The sequence below is a fragment of the Rhizobium sp. 2MFCol3.1 genome, assembly GCF_000377565.1.
GTDB lineage: Bacteria > Pseudomonadota > Alphaproteobacteria > Rhizobiales > Rhizobiaceae > Rhizobium.
Window position 1 is genome coordinate 558,553 of sequence record NZ_KB898354.1, and the last position, 17,113, is coordinate 575,665.

14 protein-coding genes are annotated in these 17,113 nt (G+C 61.7%); 7 read left to right on the plus strand and 7 right to left on the minus strand.

What is annotated here, in order from left to right:
* The first annotated feature begins 69 nt into the window (after nt 1-69).
* From D460_RS0105645 to metF, 4 genes are all read left to right on the plus strand, one after another.
* Entirely contained in the window at nt 70-1,878 is a 1,809-nt protein-coding gene (locus tag D460_RS0105645; protein ID WP_155947677.1) for a hypothetical protein, read from the plus strand.
* A gap of 134 nt (nt 1,879-2,012) precedes the next feature.
* Nucleotides 2,013-3,662: an energy-dependent translational throttle protein EttA gene (gene ettA / locus D460_RS0105650; protein WP_018897543.1), complete on the plus strand. Its 1,650-nt coding sequence runs from the start codon at nt 2,013-2,015 to the stop codon at nt 3,660-3,662.
* 168 nt (nt 3,663-3,830) lie between these two features.
* Complete coding sequence (locus D460_RS0105655; RefSeq protein ID WP_026282821.1) at nt 3,831-4,856, plus strand: metalloregulator ArsR/SmtB family transcription factor; 1,026 nt, start codon at nt 3,831-3,833, stop codon at nt 4,854-4,856.
* Between the two features lies 1 nt (nt 4,857).
* Nucleotides 4,858-5,757, plus strand: coding sequence for a methylenetetrahydrofolate reductase [NAD(P)H] (gene metF, locus D460_RS0105660; protein WP_018897545.1), 900 nt, complete (start codon nt 4,858-4,860; stop codon nt 5,755-5,757).
* A 523-nt stretch (nt 5,758-6,280) separates the two neighbouring features.
* Here metF and D460_RS0105665 read toward each other — a convergent pair.
* The 4 genes from D460_RS0105665 to D460_RS0105680 form a co-directional block, all read right to left on the minus strand.
* Nucleotides 6,281-7,570, minus strand: coding sequence for a lytic murein transglycosylase (locus tag D460_RS0105665; RefSeq protein ID WP_018897546.1), 1,290 nt, complete (start codon nt 7,568-7,570; stop codon nt 6,281-6,283).
* Nucleotides 7,571-7,652: 82 nt separating this feature from the next.
* Nucleotides 7,653-8,450 (minus strand): GH25 family lysozyme, encoded by a 798-nt coding sequence (locus D460_RS0105670; protein WP_026282822.1) that lies wholly within the window; start codon nt 8,448-8,450, stop codon nt 7,653-7,655.
* Between the two features lie 130 nt (nt 8,451-8,580).
* Nucleotides 8,581-9,252 (minus strand): class I SAM-dependent methyltransferase, encoded by a 672-nt coding sequence (locus tag D460_RS0105675; RefSeq protein ID WP_026282823.1) that lies wholly within the window; start codon nt 9,250-9,252, stop codon nt 8,581-8,583.
* Between the two features lie 11 nt (nt 9,253-9,263).
* Nucleotides 9,264-10,508 carry a DUF3419 family protein gene (locus D460_RS0105680; protein ID WP_018897549.1) on the minus strand — a complete coding sequence of 415 codons (1,245 nt, stop codon included), beginning with the start codon at nt 10,506-10,508 and terminating at the stop codon, nt 9,264-9,266.
* Nucleotides 10,509-10,686: 178 nt separating this feature from the next.
* Between D460_RS0105680 and D460_RS0105685 the strand changes: the two genes are divergently transcribed.
* On the plus strand, nt 10,687-12,078 hold the full coding sequence (locus D460_RS0105685) for a serine hydrolase (RefSeq protein ID WP_018897550.1): 1,392 nt from the start codon (nt 10,687-10,689) through the stop codon (nt 12,076-12,078).
* Nucleotides 12,079-12,099: 21 nt separating this feature from the next.
* Here the strand turns inward: D460_RS0105685 and D460_RS0105690 are convergent, their stop codons facing one another.
* The 3 genes from D460_RS0105690 to D460_RS0105700 form a co-directional block, all read right to left on the minus strand.
* A complete protein-coding gene (locus D460_RS0105690; protein ID WP_018897551.1) occupies nt 12,100-13,014 on the minus strand; it encodes a lytic transglycosylase domain-containing protein in 915 nt (304 codons plus the stop codon).
* 148 nt (nt 13,015-13,162) lie between these two features.
* Nucleotides 13,163-13,798 carry a LysE family translocator gene (locus tag D460_RS0105695; protein WP_018897552.1) on the minus strand — a complete coding sequence of 212 codons (636 nt, stop codon included), beginning with the start codon at nt 13,796-13,798 and terminating at the stop codon, nt 13,163-13,165.
* 59 nt (nt 13,799-13,857) lie between these two features.
* Nucleotides 13,858-15,069 carry a pyrophosphate--fructose-6-phosphate 1-phosphotransferase gene (locus D460_RS0105700; RefSeq protein WP_018897553.1) on the minus strand — a complete coding sequence of 404 codons (1,212 nt, stop codon included), beginning with the start codon at nt 15,067-15,069 and terminating at the stop codon, nt 13,858-13,860.
* A gap of 400 nt (nt 15,070-15,469) precedes the next feature.
* Between D460_RS0105700 and D460_RS0105705 the strand changes: the two genes are divergently transcribed.
* Nucleotides 15,470-16,177, plus strand: coding sequence for a DnaJ family molecular chaperone (locus D460_RS0105705; RefSeq protein WP_018897554.1), 708 nt, complete (start codon nt 15,470-15,472; stop codon nt 16,175-16,177).
* A complete protein-coding gene (locus tag D460_RS0105710; RefSeq protein WP_018897555.1) occupies nt 16,174-16,938 on the plus strand; it encodes an N-acetylmuramoyl-L-alanine amidase in 765 nt (254 codons plus the stop codon). Before D460_RS0105705 ends, D460_RS0105710 begins: the two co-directional genes overlap by 4 nt.
* Nucleotides 16,939-17,113 lie beyond the last annotated feature (175 nt).

The following is a 17,113-nucleotide window of genomic DNA, read 5'->3' on the forward strand; positions in this document are numbered from 1 at the left end:
TAGGATAATCTCAATTTTTGACGTCTATCGTCCTGGGCTGGCGGTGACCAACAGCTCGAGTGACGACCGATGTCCGACATAGTTGCATCTGAAAGCGATCAGGCCGCCGCAAGCGATATGCGACTGTGGCGAATGTTTCTGGTCGTCTATGCGACCGCGCTCGCGATGGTGTTGTTCGATGCCGCCGATGGCATACTGTTCGTTGGCGATATCGACGATCAGTTGCGGGAACTTCAGATCCGTCACCTGATGTCCCCGCAGGGGCATTGGTTCGATCTTTCGCTGCCCTTCATCTCGATGCCGGCGATCTACGTCTCGCCATGGTCCCGGCTGGTCGATCTTCCTTACGTGGCGATTGCCTGGTTGCTGCAGCCCTTCATGCCGACCGCGCATGGGCTTTCCGTTGCCTTCCACGTCTGGCCGCCGATGATGCTGTCGCTCTGCTGCCTGCTGGTTGCGGCGACCGCACGCCGCCTGCTTGCGGAGTTCGTGCTGAGTGAGACGGCGCTCACGCTGTCGCTCATGATCGCGACTGTGCTGATGAGCATAGGCGTGGCCGAGTTTTCGCCCGGTCGCATCGATCACCATAACGTGCAGATCGTTGCCCTTCTGATGATAGTCGCGGGGCTCGTGCGATGGGATCGGGCAGGCGGGCTGATGATCGGTGCGGGAGCGGCGATCTCGACGGTGATCGGCCTGGAATGCCTGCCGTTCGTCGTCATCGCCTATGGCGGGCTCGTTCTCTGCTACATTTGCAACGTCGCCGGAGTTCGCACCGTCCTCGTTGCTTCATCCGTTTCGATGGCGAGCGTGACGCTTGTGTCCGCCATGGCGTTCATCGGCCCCGCTGGCGCGGTTTCGACGCAATGCGATGCCTTCTCGGCTCCCTATATCTTTCTGCTGTGTGGATTTGCCGCCATTCTTGGTGCATGCGCAGCGATCCAGCGCGATCGCTCCGGTCCGCTTCAGCGGCTGCTGGCGCTGGCAATTCCGGCTGGCGCTCTGCTGATCGCCGCCGCGTTCTTCTTTCCATCCTGCATGTCGGGACCATACGGCATCATCGATCCGCTCTCGCGCGAGCTGTGGTTCGACCGGATCTGGCAAGAGAAGAGCATCCTGTACTTCTATGAAAACGACCGACGTGATCTGTTGGTGCTCCTTGCATTGACGGCCGCCATTGCCGCCTTTGTCGCGCCGCTTGTCCGATTCAGAATGCGGGAGCGGTCGTTTGGACCGGCCATTGCCTATCTCATGGCGCTGGGCGCGCTGATCCTGACCGTCTTCGTGACCCGCAACATTCGCTTTCCGATCGCGCTGATGCCGGTCTTCCTGCCCGCCGTCATTGCGACGATGACGATGAAATCACCGGCTTTCGACAGGGCTTACCGGCTTTGCGGAGCCGCCGCTGCTGCTATTGCCGTAGCGCTTTGCTTGTCCCTCGTACTGCTCCGGTCGTCCGAGCACACATTCGACGAGGTCGACTACATGACGGCGAGCGAATGCGCGGGGCAGGATTTCTCCGTGCTTGGCGCCGTCCCACCCGGACGAGTGGCCGTGCCGCAGGGGGTCGCGCTGCCGCTCATCATGGCGGCGCCGACGGGCTTCTCGGTCGGCGCCATGCCGTTTCATCGTGCGTCGCCCGGCATGAAGCGGATGTTCGAGGCATTCATGACCCCGGATCCGCAGCTGCGCCGTGAGGCGCTGGCGCCTTTCGATTATGTCGCCGTCTGCCGCTTTCCTCTCGAAGCCGATCCGGCGCAGGCGCCGCTTTACGCCGCATTGGCGCGTGGGGATGGCTGGCCGGGGCTGGAACGGGTCAATCCGCCCACACGCAGCGATTTCCAGCTTTTCCGGATCGATCATGCCGCGCTGCGGTAGAGTGGGCTGACTTTCAGCCGCAAACTGCGGGTGATCTGCGACAAAGCGGGTGGATTTTGCCGCTGGCGCGTTGCCCCCGGGCGCCAATTCGCCTACATAGCGGCAAACCAATTTCCCCCGGAGCAGAATTACCGATGGCACGTCAGTTCATCTACCACATGTCGGGACTGAACAAGTCCTACGGCGCCAAGAAGATCCTCGAAAACGTCAACCTGTCGTTCTACCCGGATGCCAAGATCGGTATCCTCGGCCCGAACGGCGCCGGTAAGTCGACGGTGCTGCGCATTATCGCCGGCCAGGACAAGGAATTCACCGGTGAAGCCTGGCTCGCCGAAGGTGCGACCGTCGGTTACCTCGAGCAGGAGCCGCATCTCGATCCGGCCAAGAACGCCTTCGAAAACGTCATGGAAGGCGTGGCCGACAAGCAGGCCGTGCTCGACCGCTACAACGAACTGATGATGAACTATTCCGATGAGACCGCCGATGAAGGCGCCAAGCTCCAGGACATCATCGACAGCCAGAACCTCTGGGACCTCGAACAGCAGGTCGAGATGGCGATGGAAGCGCTGCGCTGCCCGCCGAAGGACGCCGACGTCACGCTGCTTTCGGGTGGTGAGCGTCGCCGTATCGCGCTCTGCCGCCTGCTGCTGTCGCAGCCGGACCTGCTCCTCCTCGACGAACCGACCAACCACCTCGACGCCGAGACGATCGCCTGGCTTGAAAAGCACCTGCGCGACTATCCTGGCGCCGTGATGATGATTACCCACGATCGCTACTTCCTCGATAACGTCACGGGCTGGATTCTCGAGCTCGACCGCGGCCGCGGCATTCCTTACGAAGGCAACTACTCCGCTTACCTGCAGGCGAAGGCCAAGCGCATGCAGCAGGAAGCCCGCGAAGAAGCCGGCCGCCAGAAGGCGCTGTCGCGTGAACAGGAGTGGATCGCTTCCAGCCCGAAGGCCCGTCAGGCCAAGTCGAAGGCTCGTATCAAGGCCTACGAACAGCTGGTCGATGCCGCCGAAAACATCCGGCCCGGCGATGCGCAGATCATCATCCCGGTTTCCGAGCGTCTCGGCCAGGTGGTCATCGAGCTCGAAGGCATCAACAAGGGCTTCGAAGGCCGCACGCTGATCAACGATCTGTCGATCAAGCTGCCGCCTGGCGGTATCGTCGGCATCATCGGCCCCAACGGCGCCGGCAAGTCGACGCTGTTCAAGATGATCACCGGCCAGGAAAAGCCGGATGCCGGCTCGATCCGCATCGGTGACACCGTTCATCTCGGTTATGTCGACCAGAGCCGCGATGCGCTCGACGGCAACAAGACCGTCTGGGAAGAAATCTCGGGCGGTGCCGAAGTCATCAAGCTCGGCAAGTTCGACATGAACTCGCGCGCCTATTGCGGCGCCTTCAACTTCAAGGGCGGCGATCAGCAGCAGAAGGTCGGCAATCTCTCGGGTGGTCAGCGCAACCGCGTTCACCTCGCCAAGATGCTGAAGGCCGGCGGCAACGTTCTCCTCCTCGACGAACCGACCAACGACCTCGATACGGAAACGCTCGGTGCGCTTGAAAGCGCGCTCGAAGCCTTCGCCGGCTGCGCCATCATCATCAGCCACGATCGCATGTTCCTCGACCGCCTGGCGACGCACATCCTCGCCTTTGAAGGCGACGGCCATGTCGAATGGTTCGAAGGCAACTTCGAGGACTACGAAGAAGACAAGGTTCGCCGCCTCGGTCCCGACGCGCTGAACCCGGGCAGCCAGGCCTACAAGCGCCTGACGCGATAAGTCTTCGCTCGGAAGAGCAACTATAGAAAAAGCCCCGGTTCGCCGGGGCTTTTTTGTGAGGAGAGATGTCGCGATTTGCGCAGGGAATTTCGTGAACCGATCGAAATCCCGCTTGCACGACCAAATCATTTCACATAAAGATATCTTTATATGTTGATTGGATCGGATATGGGTGAACCCGTCAGGCTAGGTTTAGATGCGTTGGTGGACGTGCTGCGGGCGGCGGGCGAGCCGACGCGCCTGCGTCTTCTGGCGCTGCTGGCCGCCGGCGACGTGACCGTGACCGATCTTACCGAAATTCTCGGACAATCCCAACCGCGTATCTCGCGCCATCTCAAGCTGCTTGGCGAAGCCGATCTCATCGATCGCTACCAGGAAGGCGCCTGGGCCTATTTCCGGCTGCGGCAGGAAGGGAAGGCAGCGAGCTTCGTGCGCAATCTTCTGGCGCATGCCTCCGACAACGATCCTGTCATCCTGCGCGACGGCGAACGGCTCGATGCCGTGAAGCGCCAGCGCTCGGAGCGGGCGCAGGCCTATTTCAGCCGCAACGCCGCCGAGTGGGACGAGCTTCGCCGCCTGCACGCGGCCGACGAGGAGGTCGATGCCGCCGTTATCCGGCTGCTCGGCAGCCAGCCGATCGATTCGCTGCTCGATCTCGGCACCGGCACCGGCCGCATCCTGGAGCTTCTCTCGGGGCTCTACCGCCGCGCGATCGGCGTCGATGCCAGCCGCGACATGCTGAGCGTCGCCCGCGCCAATCTCGACCGGACGGGCATCACCAAGGCCTCGGTACGCCATGCCGATATCCTGAACCTGCCTTTCGAGGCGCAGGATTTCGATCTGGTCACGATCCATCAGGTGCTGCACTTCTTCGACCAGCCGGAAATCGCCATCGGGGAAGCGGCGCGCATGCTGCGCCCGGGCGGACGGCTCGTCATCATCGATCTGGCGCCTCACACGCTGGAATATCTTCGTGACGACCACGCGCATGTGCGTCTCGGCTTCTCGCACCAGTCGATGACCGACTGGCTGCGCAAGGCGGGGCTCGATATCGAGCAGGTCGTCGATCTTCATCCGGGGCACGAGAGCGGGCAGGGACTTACGGTCACCATCTGGCTCGCGCGCGACCCCAGGCGCCTGATGGCCTCCGCCGAGAGCGATCACGCCGCACCCACATTTGCCGGGAGAGACTGACATGGCTTTGAACCACGACGCGCGCAACAGGATCGGCATCTCGTTCGAGTTCTTTCCGCCGAAGTCGGAAGAGGCCGAGGGCCAGCTCTGGAAGACGGTCAGCGAGTTGCAGGACTGGAACCCCGACTTCGTGTCGGTGACCTACGGTGCCGGCGGCACGACCAAGGCGCCGACGCTGGCGACCGTGTCGCGGTTCATCAGCTCCACGCCGCTTGCCACCGCCTCGCACCTCACCTGCGTGGGCGCCACCAAGGAAGAGACGCACAGCGTCGTCGATAGCTTCCGCAAGGCTGGCGTGAAGCACTTCGTGGCGCTGCGTGGCGATACGCCCGATGGCGTCGGCGCGCCCTACACGCCGCATCCGGGTGGCTACGCCAACGCCTCCGAGCTGGTCGCCGGCCTGCGCGAGCTTGGCGATTTCGAGATTTCCGTCTCGGCCTATCCGGAAAAGCATCCTGAAAGCCGCGATGTCGCCGCCGATATCGACATGCTGAAGCGCAAGGCCGATAACGGCGCCAACCGGGCGCTGACGCAGTTCTTCTTCGACAACGACAATTTCGAGCGCTACCTGGAGAAGGTGCGTGCGGCCGGGATCACCATTCCCGTCGTTCCCGGCATCATGCCGATCATGAACCTCACGCAGCTGAAGCGCTTTGCCGGCGCCTGCGGCACGGTCATTCCGGCGTTTCTAGACGAGCGCTTCGAGGGGTATGACGACAAGCCGGAAGAGCGCGCCAAGGTCGCGGCCGATGTCGCCGCCGAGCAGATAGAGGATCTCGCCCGTCGCGGTATCTCGGATTTCCATCTCTATACGATGAACCGCTCTCCGCTGGTCTCGGCGGTTCTGACGAACCTCGGCTTCAAGCGCAATGCCGCCAAGAGCGCCGGTGCTGCCGCCTGATCAGGGCGACGTTCGCAGGCAATAGAACTGAAAAAGCGCAGACCGCGATGGCCTGCGCTTTTTCTGTTTCATGAACTCTGCGCTATCTAGGAGTGTCGGCATAGTCCGTTTGAAGCGGCATCCTGTGTCAGATGAAAAGCATCGACAGCACGAAAAGAAACGCCGCACCGATCAAAAGGACATTCAAGGATCGTGTCAGTCCCATGTCTGTCTCCTCGCGTTAACGAGCTGATAATATGTCGGGACTGTGGCAGTTGGAAAGCGCTTTTTTTGCTGCGATGCGGCGAAAATGTCACATCCCTCACCGGTGACAAAAGCTACTTGCCTGAATCTTCACGACAAAATCGGTCGGAAAAATATTCACACATTTTAACGGAGCGTAAAAAAGGGCGACCCGCCATTTACGCCTGTGGCGGATTGCAGGCGCGGTACAGGCCGCTGAAAACGCTCACGAAAACGGAAAACGAAAAAGCCGGGCGCTTGGCCCGGCTGTTGTCGTCGTTTTCAGCTTTTTCGCGGGCGCTCAGAGCGCGTTGAGGAGGGCGGGCGTCGCCCAGCCGTCGGCCGGCATGCCGAGCCGCTGCTGCTGCTTCTGGATGGCGACGCGGGTGCCGGAGCCGAGGATGCCGTCGATGGCGCCGACATCGTGGCCCATCGTGTCGAGCTTGGTCTGCAGTTCCTTCATCTGGTCGTTGGTCAGGCCCTGCTCAGGCGTGCCCTTCAGATAGGGCTCGGCGCCGGAGAGGCGGGTCGCGAAATAGGCGGCCGAGGTCGTGTAGATGAAGGACTTGTTCCATTCGAGATAGATGCCGAAGTTCGGATAGGCGATGAAGGCCGGTCCGAGGCGGCCCTGCGGCAGGACGAGATCGCCGCGCAGCGTGCCGAAGCTTACGTCGCCGTTGCGCGGCTTGACGCCGAGCGCGAACCATTCACCCGCCGTCATCGTGCCGCCGAGGCCCGACTTTTCGAAGGGCAGGTCCTGCGGGATGGTGACTTCCTGCAGCCAGGGCTGGCCCTTCTGGAAGCCGAGGTGCTGGATGAACTTGGCAGCGGTCAGGATGGCGTCCGGGCCGCTCTGCTTCAGGCGCACATGCCCGTCGCCGTCGCCGTCCATGCCGTAGGCGATGATATCGCGCGGCAGCATCTGCACCTGGCCGATTTCGCCCGCCCAGGCGCCGGTGTTGGTCTCGGGGTCGAGGTCGCCATGCTGGACCATCTCGATCAGCGCGATCAGCTGCGGGCGGAAGAGCTCCGGACGGCGGCAATCATGAGCGAGCGTCACGAGCGCGTTGCGGGTGTTGAAATCGCCCTGTACGGCGCCGAAATCGGTTTCCATCGCCCAGAAGGCGGTGATGACACCAGGAGGCACGCCGTATTCCTGTTCGGCGCGGGAAAAGACGTCGGCGAACTGCTTCATCTTCTGGCGGCCAATGTCGAGGCGGGCCTGGCTGACGGTGCGCTGCGAGAATTCGAGGAAGGTCTGCTTGAACACGCCCTGGGCGCGGTCGCGGCTCAGCACCTTCGGGTCGATCTGGGCACCGGCAAGCGCCTTGTCGGCTGCTTCGGCGGAAGCGCCGGCCGCAATCGCTTCGGCCTTGACGCCGGCGAGGAAGGTGGAGAGATCGCCGTCACATGCGACAGCCGGAGCGGCGGGGGCTGCCGCCGTCGCGGGCGCCTGACCGGCCGGTGCGGCCGGGGCCGGTGTGGCCGGGGCCGGTGTGGCCGGGGCCGGTGTTTGCGCTGCCGCGCCGGTCGCCAGACCAGCGGCAAGGAGGAGAGCGAGCGCAGAACGGCTTGCAGGCGTGCGGTGCATGGAGTGTATCCTCGTCATTGCTTGAATTGCTGTCGATGTCCCAAATGATTGTGACAGAAGCAAGAAAGAAAACGGGACGTTACTAAGAATTCCTATCCTTGGATACGGCCGCCACCCAGTTATTCCAGTTCTTTGCCGAACCCGCGAACACGTTAATGTCAGTCGGGCCCTTGATCCCAGGGATCACGCCGGTCGAGGTGTACTGCCAGAAGGCCCAGCGACGGTTGGCGTAGGTGACCTCGGGGTGCTTCGCCACCGAGCGGACCCAGAAGTGATAATCCTGGAAATAGCCGTCGAGATTTTCGCGGTGGAAGTCGACCGAGGTGTAGATGATCGGGCGCTTGCCGTAATAGGCTTCGAGCCTGTCCATGAAGCGCTTGATCTCCGAGCGCACGGTCTCGGGATCGGGACGTGTGCGGCAGGTCTTCGATTCACCGTTCCACTCGACATCGAGCACCGGCGGCAGCTTCATGGATTCCTTCGGCACGTTGCTGATGAACCAGTCCGCCTGTTCGTCGGCGGACGAGCAGAAATAGTAGAAATGATAGGGGGCGTGCGGAATGCCGACCTGACGAGCTTCCTGCCAATATTCGCTGAAGCGTGGGTCGATGCGGTCCTTGCCTTCGGTCGCCTTGATGAAGGCGAAGTCGACGCCTGACTTGCGCACCGTCTGCCAGTCGATATCGCCCTGCCACTTGGAGATGTCGATGCCGTGGATGGCATTCTGCTGCGGATGCTTAGGCCCGAAATCCTGCGGATCGGTGTCCTGGAAGCGCATCTTCGGCTTTATCGAGGCGGTGGATAGATAATCATAGCCCGAGGAGGTGCAGCCAGCGAGCATGAGGGCAAGGGGCAATACGCATAACAGAAGCCGGCGCATGGATGTTCCGTCGTGAACCGAATGATCTTTTTGCCCCACAGCCTGACCTTCGAATTGACGCGTCCAGCGCTTAGATGCCCTCTCTATTCACCATATCAACGTAAAAAATCGGTTAGTTTCAAGCTAAATATTAGCGGGCCTTAATTATTATCGCCCGCCAGGCATAGCCGCCGCCGATCGTCTTGAAGATCAGCTGGGCATTTTCCTGATCAGCCTTGGCCTGCAGGACGTCGCGCAGCGTCGCTCGCGGCGTGACGTGGAACTTGTCGAGCCAGGAGCGCAGCAGGGCGCGGAACCAGCCGGGCAGGCCTTCCTGCTGGCCGAAATCGACGATGTGCAGCTGGCCGCCGGGGGCAAGGGCCGCAAGCGATGCGTCGATCGCGCGCTCCCAATCGGGGATCATCGACAGCGCGTAGGAGATCATCACCCGGTCGAAGCCATCGACGCCGAAATCGCGGGCATCGAAGGCCGTGGCGTCGGCGACGCGGAAATCGGCTGATGTGTTCAACCCCGCGAAGGTCTTGCGGGCCGAGATCAGCATTTCCTGCGAGATGTCGAGGCCGTAGAGCTTGGCCTCAGGATAATGCCTGTGGGCGAGCGCCAGGTTGCGACCGGTGCCGCAGCCGACCTCGAGCAGCGTGGCGCCCCTGATAAGATCGAGGTTGCGGATCGTCTGGTCGCGGCCGAGGAGATAGTACTTGCGCGTCAGGTCATAGATATGGCGCTGGTAGCGATACATGCCGTCCATGAGGTCGGCATGCTTCTCCGAGGGGGCAGTTGGGCGCGTGTCGGCCTGGCTCATATCCGTCTGGCTCACGGCTTCTTCACATAGATGTGGAAGCCGCCGTAGATGGCCGAGCGGTCGAGCGCGGTCAGTTCGAGCGAGCGGTCCTCGAGATAGGTCCATTGGTCGCGGATGGCGGGCGAGAGGCGGCCTTCGATGATGCTCTTTTCGGCGGCGGTGCGGAAGATGACGCGGGCGCCGTCGCGTGCGGTGCGCGAGATTTCCGACCAGACGTCGTTGAGCTGCTGGTCCGTCATCCAGTCCTGCGCGTCGAGCAGGATGTAGCGGTCGCGCGAGGCGGCCGGCTCGCCGGCAAGCAGCTCGGTGAAGCTTGCGTGATGGACGCTGACGCGGTCGACATTGGCGCGGATCGCCTCGTAGTGCTCCGCCTTCAGGTATGTCGGCAGTGGACCTTCGCCTTCATCGGCATAACGGCGGGCGAAAGCCTGCCAGGCGAAGTAGTTTTCCTGCATCGGGAAATGACAGGTGAGCTTTTCCAGGCGGTGGCGCAGAACCGGCGCGATCGAATTGTCGGCGGCGAGGCTTGCGAGCTCGTCATATTGCTGCGGCGGGATGCCGAGGCCGAAGAGCGAGCTCTTGCGGCTGGTGATCCAGCGCACGACAGGCTTTTCGAACAGAGGCGCAATCTTCTCGTCGAAAAGCTGGCGCTGTTCTTCCATCGTCTTCGCCTTGGCAACGCCGGTGAGGTCGATGCCGTGGACGCGGGCGAGAAGATGTGCGGCACCAATGAAGCGGCCGAGCAGGCCCGTCTTGTAGATGTTGCGGTCGAAGACCGTGACGCGGCGGCGGCCGAACTTGCGGCCGTTCCAGTAGTTGCTCGTCGCTTCATCCAGATTGGCCGACAGGAAGCGATCGAAGGCCTGGCTGTTGGCGGACTGGTTCGGCCTTGCCAGGAAGCGAACGAGATCGGCATGGGCGGGAAGATGGCGGAAGGCGCCGAGCTTCAGCTTGTTCAGCGCGATATGGTGCGGGTTGAGATCGACGACATCGATCGAAGCCGGGCTTTGCAAGAGATAGGCGAGCATGTTGCAGCCGCCGGAGCCGATGGTGACGATGCGGTGATGAGGCTCAAGCTCCATCGCCTTCATGTCGAGATCGGGATCTTCCCAGATCTGCGGATAGACGAGGCCGGAAAAGAGCAGCCCGAAAAGACGTTCGGACAGGCCCTCTTTCGAAAAGGCCTTGTGGCGGAGAAGAGCTGCCTTGAGTTTCCGGTTCTTGCGGAAGCCGGCATCCGGGGCAAATTCCGTCATAAGTGAGTCTCTCAACATTTAGCGTTCAGGGCGTTTAACGCGACGGCACTACAGTTTGATGACGTCGCCTGTGGGCGGCCTTGGCTGTGGACACCTCGCGCAATTGAGAATGGTGAGCACTTGACGGGGCTTTCTAAACGACAATTTCCTGCTTCTCTATCGGTTCGGAGGGGCGCTTATGGGACGTGTTCTGCGTATCTTGAAGGCGGCGGCTGCAGGCGTTGCCGTTATCGTCATTGCGGGTGCTGGCTGGCTTTATGTCAGGCCGCCGGAGTTGCTCAGGATCGGTGACGGCTATGCGGCGAAGATCGTCTGCTCGAATGTCTTCCTGGCCGGACGCAATGCGAATGCCGTGCTTGCCGAAGACGTCCAGGCGCCCGGCAATCCCTTGCTGAGGCTGATTCGCGTGCAGGTCGATGAGGCCGGCAAGCAGGTGACGGCGCGCATCCTCGGCCTGTTTGCCGCCAATTATGCGATCTATCGCGATGGCCTCGGCTGCACGGCGGTGCCGGATGGCGATTTCGCCGCCGCGCGAAAGGCGGTGCCCGAGCCCATCGTCACGAAGCCTTCCGAGGACGCAGCCGTGCTGCCGATCGAAAACGATGCGGCGATCTCAGCGCTGCTCGCCGACCCCCGTTTGACCGGTGAAAACATGCGTGCGGTCGTCGTCGTGCATTACGGCAAGATCGTCGCCGAAAGCTACGGCAAGGGTTTTGGCCCGCAAACGCCATTGATCGGCTGGTCTATGACGAAGACGGTCAATGCCGCGCTCGTCGGTCGGTTGATGCTCGACGGCAGGATCGATGCCGGTGATGCCGGGCTGTTTTCGCAATGGCGCGACGACAAGCGGTCGCAGATCACGCTTGGGCAGCTGCTTGGGATGGAGAGCGGCCTCAGGTTCAACGAGAACTACGGCACGGTGGCTGACGTCACCCGGATGCTCTATCTCGACGCGGACCAGACGGCGCTGCCAGCAAGCCTTGATCTCGACGACGATCCCGGCACGCAGTTCAATTATTCCAGCGGAACCTCCGTGTTGATCTCCCGCATCTGGATGGATCGCTTGGGCGACGAGAAGCAGGCGATCGATTATCCGAGGACGGCTCTGTTCGATCCGCTCGGCATGTCGAGTGCTGTTTTCGAAGTGGATGCGCGGGGCACCTTCGCCGGCAGCTCCTATCTCTATGCGACGGCGCGCGATTGGGTGCGGTTCGGGCAGTTCTTGCTGCAGGATGGGGTCTGGAACGGCGAGCGGCTGCTGCCCGAGAGCTTCATGAGCATGATGCGCACGCCGACGGCATCTTCCGGCGGCATGTATTCGCATGGTCAGTCCTGGCTTCGCCCGCCCGGCAGCGGCAGGAGTGGGGAGACCGGCATTCCGGACGACGCCTTCTGGCTGGAAGGACATGATGGACAGAGCATGGTGATCGTGCCGTCGGCCAGTCTCGTCATGGTCAGGCTCGGGCTGACACCGAGCTGGCTCAGATACCGGCCGGAAATTCTGCTGAAAGAGATACTGGCGAAGCTGCCGCCGCCGACCCGATCGGCCTCGGCCGATCTCGCGCAATAGAGACGTTAGAGGCTACAAGGCTTAGTAGTTGCCGTGGGCGATGTCGTCCATGCCCTTGCGCTTGGCATCGTAATAGTAGCCGCGGGCATAGAGTCTGACGGCATTGTCTTCGCTGTTGTCGGACACCAGCCATGCGCCGCGCAGATACTTCGCGGCGTATTTGATGTTGGTTTCGGCGTCGAACAAGCCCTCAGGCTGGCCGTCGTAACCCATCGACTTGGCGGTGTTGTACTTGATCTGCATGAGGCCGAAGTAGCCGCGCTTGTTGTAGGCCTTCGGGTTGTACCGGCTTTCGCGGTGAACGACGCGGTGAAGCAGCGTCGCGGGCACCTTGTAGATCTGCGAATACTTTTCGATGATCTTGGTGATCGCGCTTTTCTCAACAGTCGGCGCGCCATCGTCGTCGCTGTCATTGTCGCCGAACATGGGCGGCGCGGTCGGCGGGTCCATCGGGCCCGACGTGTCGAAGCCGTAGTCCATCATCGAGTGCGGCGTGGTGTCGATCGCCGAAAGGGCGGCAATGGCATTGTTCTGCGGGCTGGCGGCGAAAGCGAGTTCGGTCGACGGCGCACCCGGTCGCGGTGTCGGCACCACGGACTGGATCGCGGTCATTTCAGGCGTCAGCGGAATCTGGCCGTAAGCGGCAGGCTGCAACTGCGCGGTCTGCTGTGCCGAATCGACTGCCGGCATGGCGGCGGTTGCGACGGATGCAGCGGTCTGGTCGCCGCCGATCTGAGTACTCGGTGTGCCTTCGCCTGCAGGAATGGCCGCGAACATCGCGTCTTCGCCGGGCTTCGGAGTAGGAACGACGACCTGTTCGGCCATCAAATCTGCCTGGGATGTGTATTCGACGCTCGAGCAGCCAGCAGCAACGCAGCACAGCATCGTGGATACGATGAGATTGCGTTTAAAGCCGGAAAAACCGATCGCTGCCATACTCTCACTCTCGTGAAAACGCGCCACCCCGGCAGCGTCAAAAGTTACCAAAAACCTTAAGCCCTGAATTGCCAATTAACCTATTCGTTGCTTTGCGGCAACCCACGGAAAATTTCTTGAGCTTTTCGCGGTCGGTAACCTGAGATTTTCAGGCGGCGATGCGGCGATATCCGGCGGTCACGGCGCCGGCCGCAATGAGCAATGTGCCGCCCGTGCGATTGACCGCGCGCTGCACGGCGGCCTTGCGAATCAGGCCCCTCGCGGCATGCGCGGCAAGGGCGTAGGTGGAGGCATTGATGGTCGCGAGCACCAGGAAGGTCGCTTCCATGATCAGCATCTGACCGAAGAAGGGAAGCGCAGGATTCAAGAACTGCGGTACGAAGGCTACGAAGAACACGATGCTCTTCGGGTTGAGCGCGGTCACTACATAGGCGTGGAGGAAGATCTTCAGCGATTTTTCCTCGGGCAGATTGTCATTGTCGGCCATCGGGCCGTCAATGATCGGCGCCCGCCAGAGCTTGATGCCGAGCCAGATCAGATAGGCGCCGCCGATGAACTTCAGGATGGTGAACAGCGTGGCGGAGGCCGCCAGAAGCGCGCCGAGGCCGAAGAGCGATGCCGTCATCGCGGTGAAGTCGCCGAGCGCCACGCCGCTCACGGTCGCAAAGGCTGTCTTGCGGCCGTGGCCGAGCGCATAAGATACGACGAGGAGAATCGTCGGCCCTGGGATAGCCAGCATGATTGCCGATGCTGCAGCAAATGCTAGCCAAGCTTCGAGCGACATGGAATCTCCTCCTCTTTCATTAGAGGACAAGCAAAGACATCATATCTCGCCTGCGTCAATCATGCGTCTTCGTATTTCTGGCCGATCTCGTCCATCAGTTCGCCGAACCACTTGACTGAGGTGTCGAAAGCCTTGCCGCCCTTGATGCGCGGGAATTCGATGGTGCGCAGCTTGCCGTTCTGGCCTTCGTCGTGGCCGGTCACGCCAGAGACCTTGTTCAGCGCGCTCTCGACGGCGAGGTCGGTCATGCTCTGGATCAGGCGCAGATCGTCGCCGTTGGCAGGGGCGGAGCGGGCGAAATAGCCGGATTTCTGAACCAGCGAACGCTCGGCGTTCAACAGGCTCGCGAACTGCTTCTGGAACCAGCCGCCGACATTGATCGTATCGATCTTCACGTGGCCGAAGGCGTCGCGCTTGACGGTTTCGCCGGCCGCTTCACGCTCGGCGACGATGGCGTCGAGGCACGCGCCTTCCGAGACGAAGACGGTGGCATGGCCGGTGCGGTCCATGATCTCCTTCAGGCGCGCCGATTCTTCTTCGAGGTCGAAAAGCGTTTCGGGCAGATAGACCGCGTCGATGCTCTTCATGCCGGCATTGGTCATCATGCCATCGACATATTCGTTGTTGCGGGTGCGCTTCAGGTAGGCGCGGGCGGTGGCCGCCGTCAGCCAGCCGCAGTGGCGGCCCATGACTTCATGGATGATGAGGGTGCGGGGAGCGGCGGTCTGCTCGTTGCTGACATTGTCGAAGAAGTGCGCGCCGACTTCGGCCGCCGTCCAGGCGCCGAGCGACTGGCGGATCGGAACGACGTCGTTGTCGACGGTCTTCGGCAGGCCGACGACCGTCAGGTCGTAGCCGTTGGCGGCGAGATAGGCGGCGAGGTCGGCAGCCGTCGTGTTGGTGTCGTCGCCGCCGATCGTGTGGAGAATGCTGACGCCGTCATTGGCGAGGCGCTCGGCTGCGACCCGGAGCGGGTTTTCGCCTTCCTTGACGAGGCCGCGCTTGACGCAGTCGGCGGCGTTGGTGAGCTTGACGCGGCTGTTGCCGATCGGCGAGCCGCCGTAGCGGTGCAGCAGATAGGCCTTCTCGCGCATCTCGGGCGTGATCTTGATGCTGTCGCCCTGAAGCACGCCCTGGTAGCCGGAGCGGTAGGCGATCAGTTCATGATCGGGAGCAATGTCGGTGTAGCGTTCGATCAACCCGCCGACGGCCGAAGAGAGGCAAGGTGCAAGGCCTCCTGCCGTGAGCATTGCGACTTTTTTCTTGGCCATGGGTGTCTCCGCTATCCGTGTCTAAGCTTGGTTCGGTCGTGCATGGATGCGGCAGAGAAGGGATGGTGTAAAGTGTTGTTTCTGTGAAAAATGCGTGTTGCAGCGCGGTCGGACGGACAAGTCGCCCGCAGGCGCTGATCTAATCGGTTCAAGCAGCAACCGCGGTTTGCATGGGATTGTGGAAATCGTCGACGGGTCTGTCAGAACGCGTCCCGATGCGGCGCGACAAAGCGTCACGAGGCTGTCGGGCTTGGGGCCGGCAAAGGGTGCGAATGTTTCGGTTACACGCGACCATTACCGAATTGTGAAAGGTGTTTTCAACCCTGCGGCCAATCCCCGTCTTGCAAAGGCAACCTTTATTTGTTCAAGGTGTTTCTCCTTTTATTAGACGAGAGACCTGATGTCCTTCTGGGAAAAACTGCTGAACGCCATAGGCAACGCTGCGGGAAATGCGCTTTCCGCCGTGGTCGAGGCTGTTCGCACGGTTTTTGAAGGCGACCCCGAGACGCGGCGCAAGGTGGCGTTTTCCGTCGCGATCATCGCGCTGTCAGCGAAGATGGCGAAGGCCGACGGGATCGTCAGCGAGAAGGAGGTTCAGGCCTTCCGCGAGATTTTCGAATTCCCCGACGATCAGGCCGCCAATGTCGCGCGTCTCTATAATCTGGCGCGCCAGGACGTGGCCGGCTACGAGGCCTATGCGGAGCGGCTTTCGACGCTCTGCGTGACCTGTGCCGCCAATTGCCCGGTTCTCGAAGAAGTGCTCGACGGCCTGTTCCATATCGCCAAGGCCGATGGTCTGATCCATGAGAAGGAATTCGCGTTCCTGGCGCATGTTGCCGAGATCTTCCACATGAGTGAACAGCGCTTCGAGCAGATCGCCGCGCGGCATGTGTCGATCGGCGGCGATCCTTACAAGGTGCTCGGCGTTTCTCCGTCGGATGATTTCCCGACGATCCGCCGCCGTTACCACGGTCTCGTCAGCGAGCATCATCCGGATCGGTTGATCTCGCGCGGTGTGCCGGCCGAGTTTCATGCGATTGCCAATGAACGCATGGCGGCGCTCAATGCCGCCTACGAGGCGATCGAGAAGGAACGCCGCGCCGCATGACCGCCTTTGCGGCAGACTACGCCAAAGCGAGCGTACGGCCGTCGCCGAACCATGGCGGGCGCGTCGACGGGCGAAAGCCCGACATGATCATTCTCCATTATACCGGCATGCCGACCGCGGACGGAGCGCTCGACTGGCTCTGTCGCGAAGAGAGCCAGGTCTCGTGCCATTACTTCGTGCATGAGAATGGCGACGTCGTGCAGCTCGTTCCGGAGGCGCGGCGCGCGTGGCACGCCGGCAAGAGCATCTGGCAGGGCGAAACCGACATCAACTCGTCGTCGATCGGCATCGAGATCGCCAATGCCGGACATCCGGGCGGATGCCCCGAGTATCCGCAGGCGCAGCTCGAGGCGGTGATCGAATTGTGTCGCGACTGCGGCGATCGTTGGTCAATCACCCCGGAAAGGGTGCTCGGACACTCCGATGTCGCCCCTCGGCGCAAGCTTGATCCGGGCGAAAACTTCCCCTGGGGATTGTTGCACTCCAGGGGTATCGGCCACTGGGTGGCGCCGGCCGCCATCACCGGTGGACGCTTCTTCCAGCGCGGCGACCAGGGTCAGCCGGTCGAAGCCCTGCAGTCGATGCTGTCGCTCTATGGTTACGGCACTGAGATCACAGGCGAATTTTCCGACAAGATGGCCGGCGAAATCGAAGCCTTCCAGCGCCATTTCAGGCCGGAAAGGGTCGATGGGATCGCCGATTTCTCGACGATCGACACGCTGCATCGCCTGCTATCGGCCCTGCCGCGCTACGGCGCCTGACACCGGGCCGATTTGCCGGCATATACCCCTAGATTTTACGGGTTTGCCGCGCTGCCACATGTTTTCCCTATTATCTCCTCAATGCGATGGTCTAACCGCAGTCGCTAAACGGCGCCGGTTGTTTTGTTGTGTGTTGTCGACCGTCGTCAATTGAAACAGAAAAGAAATATCGCTG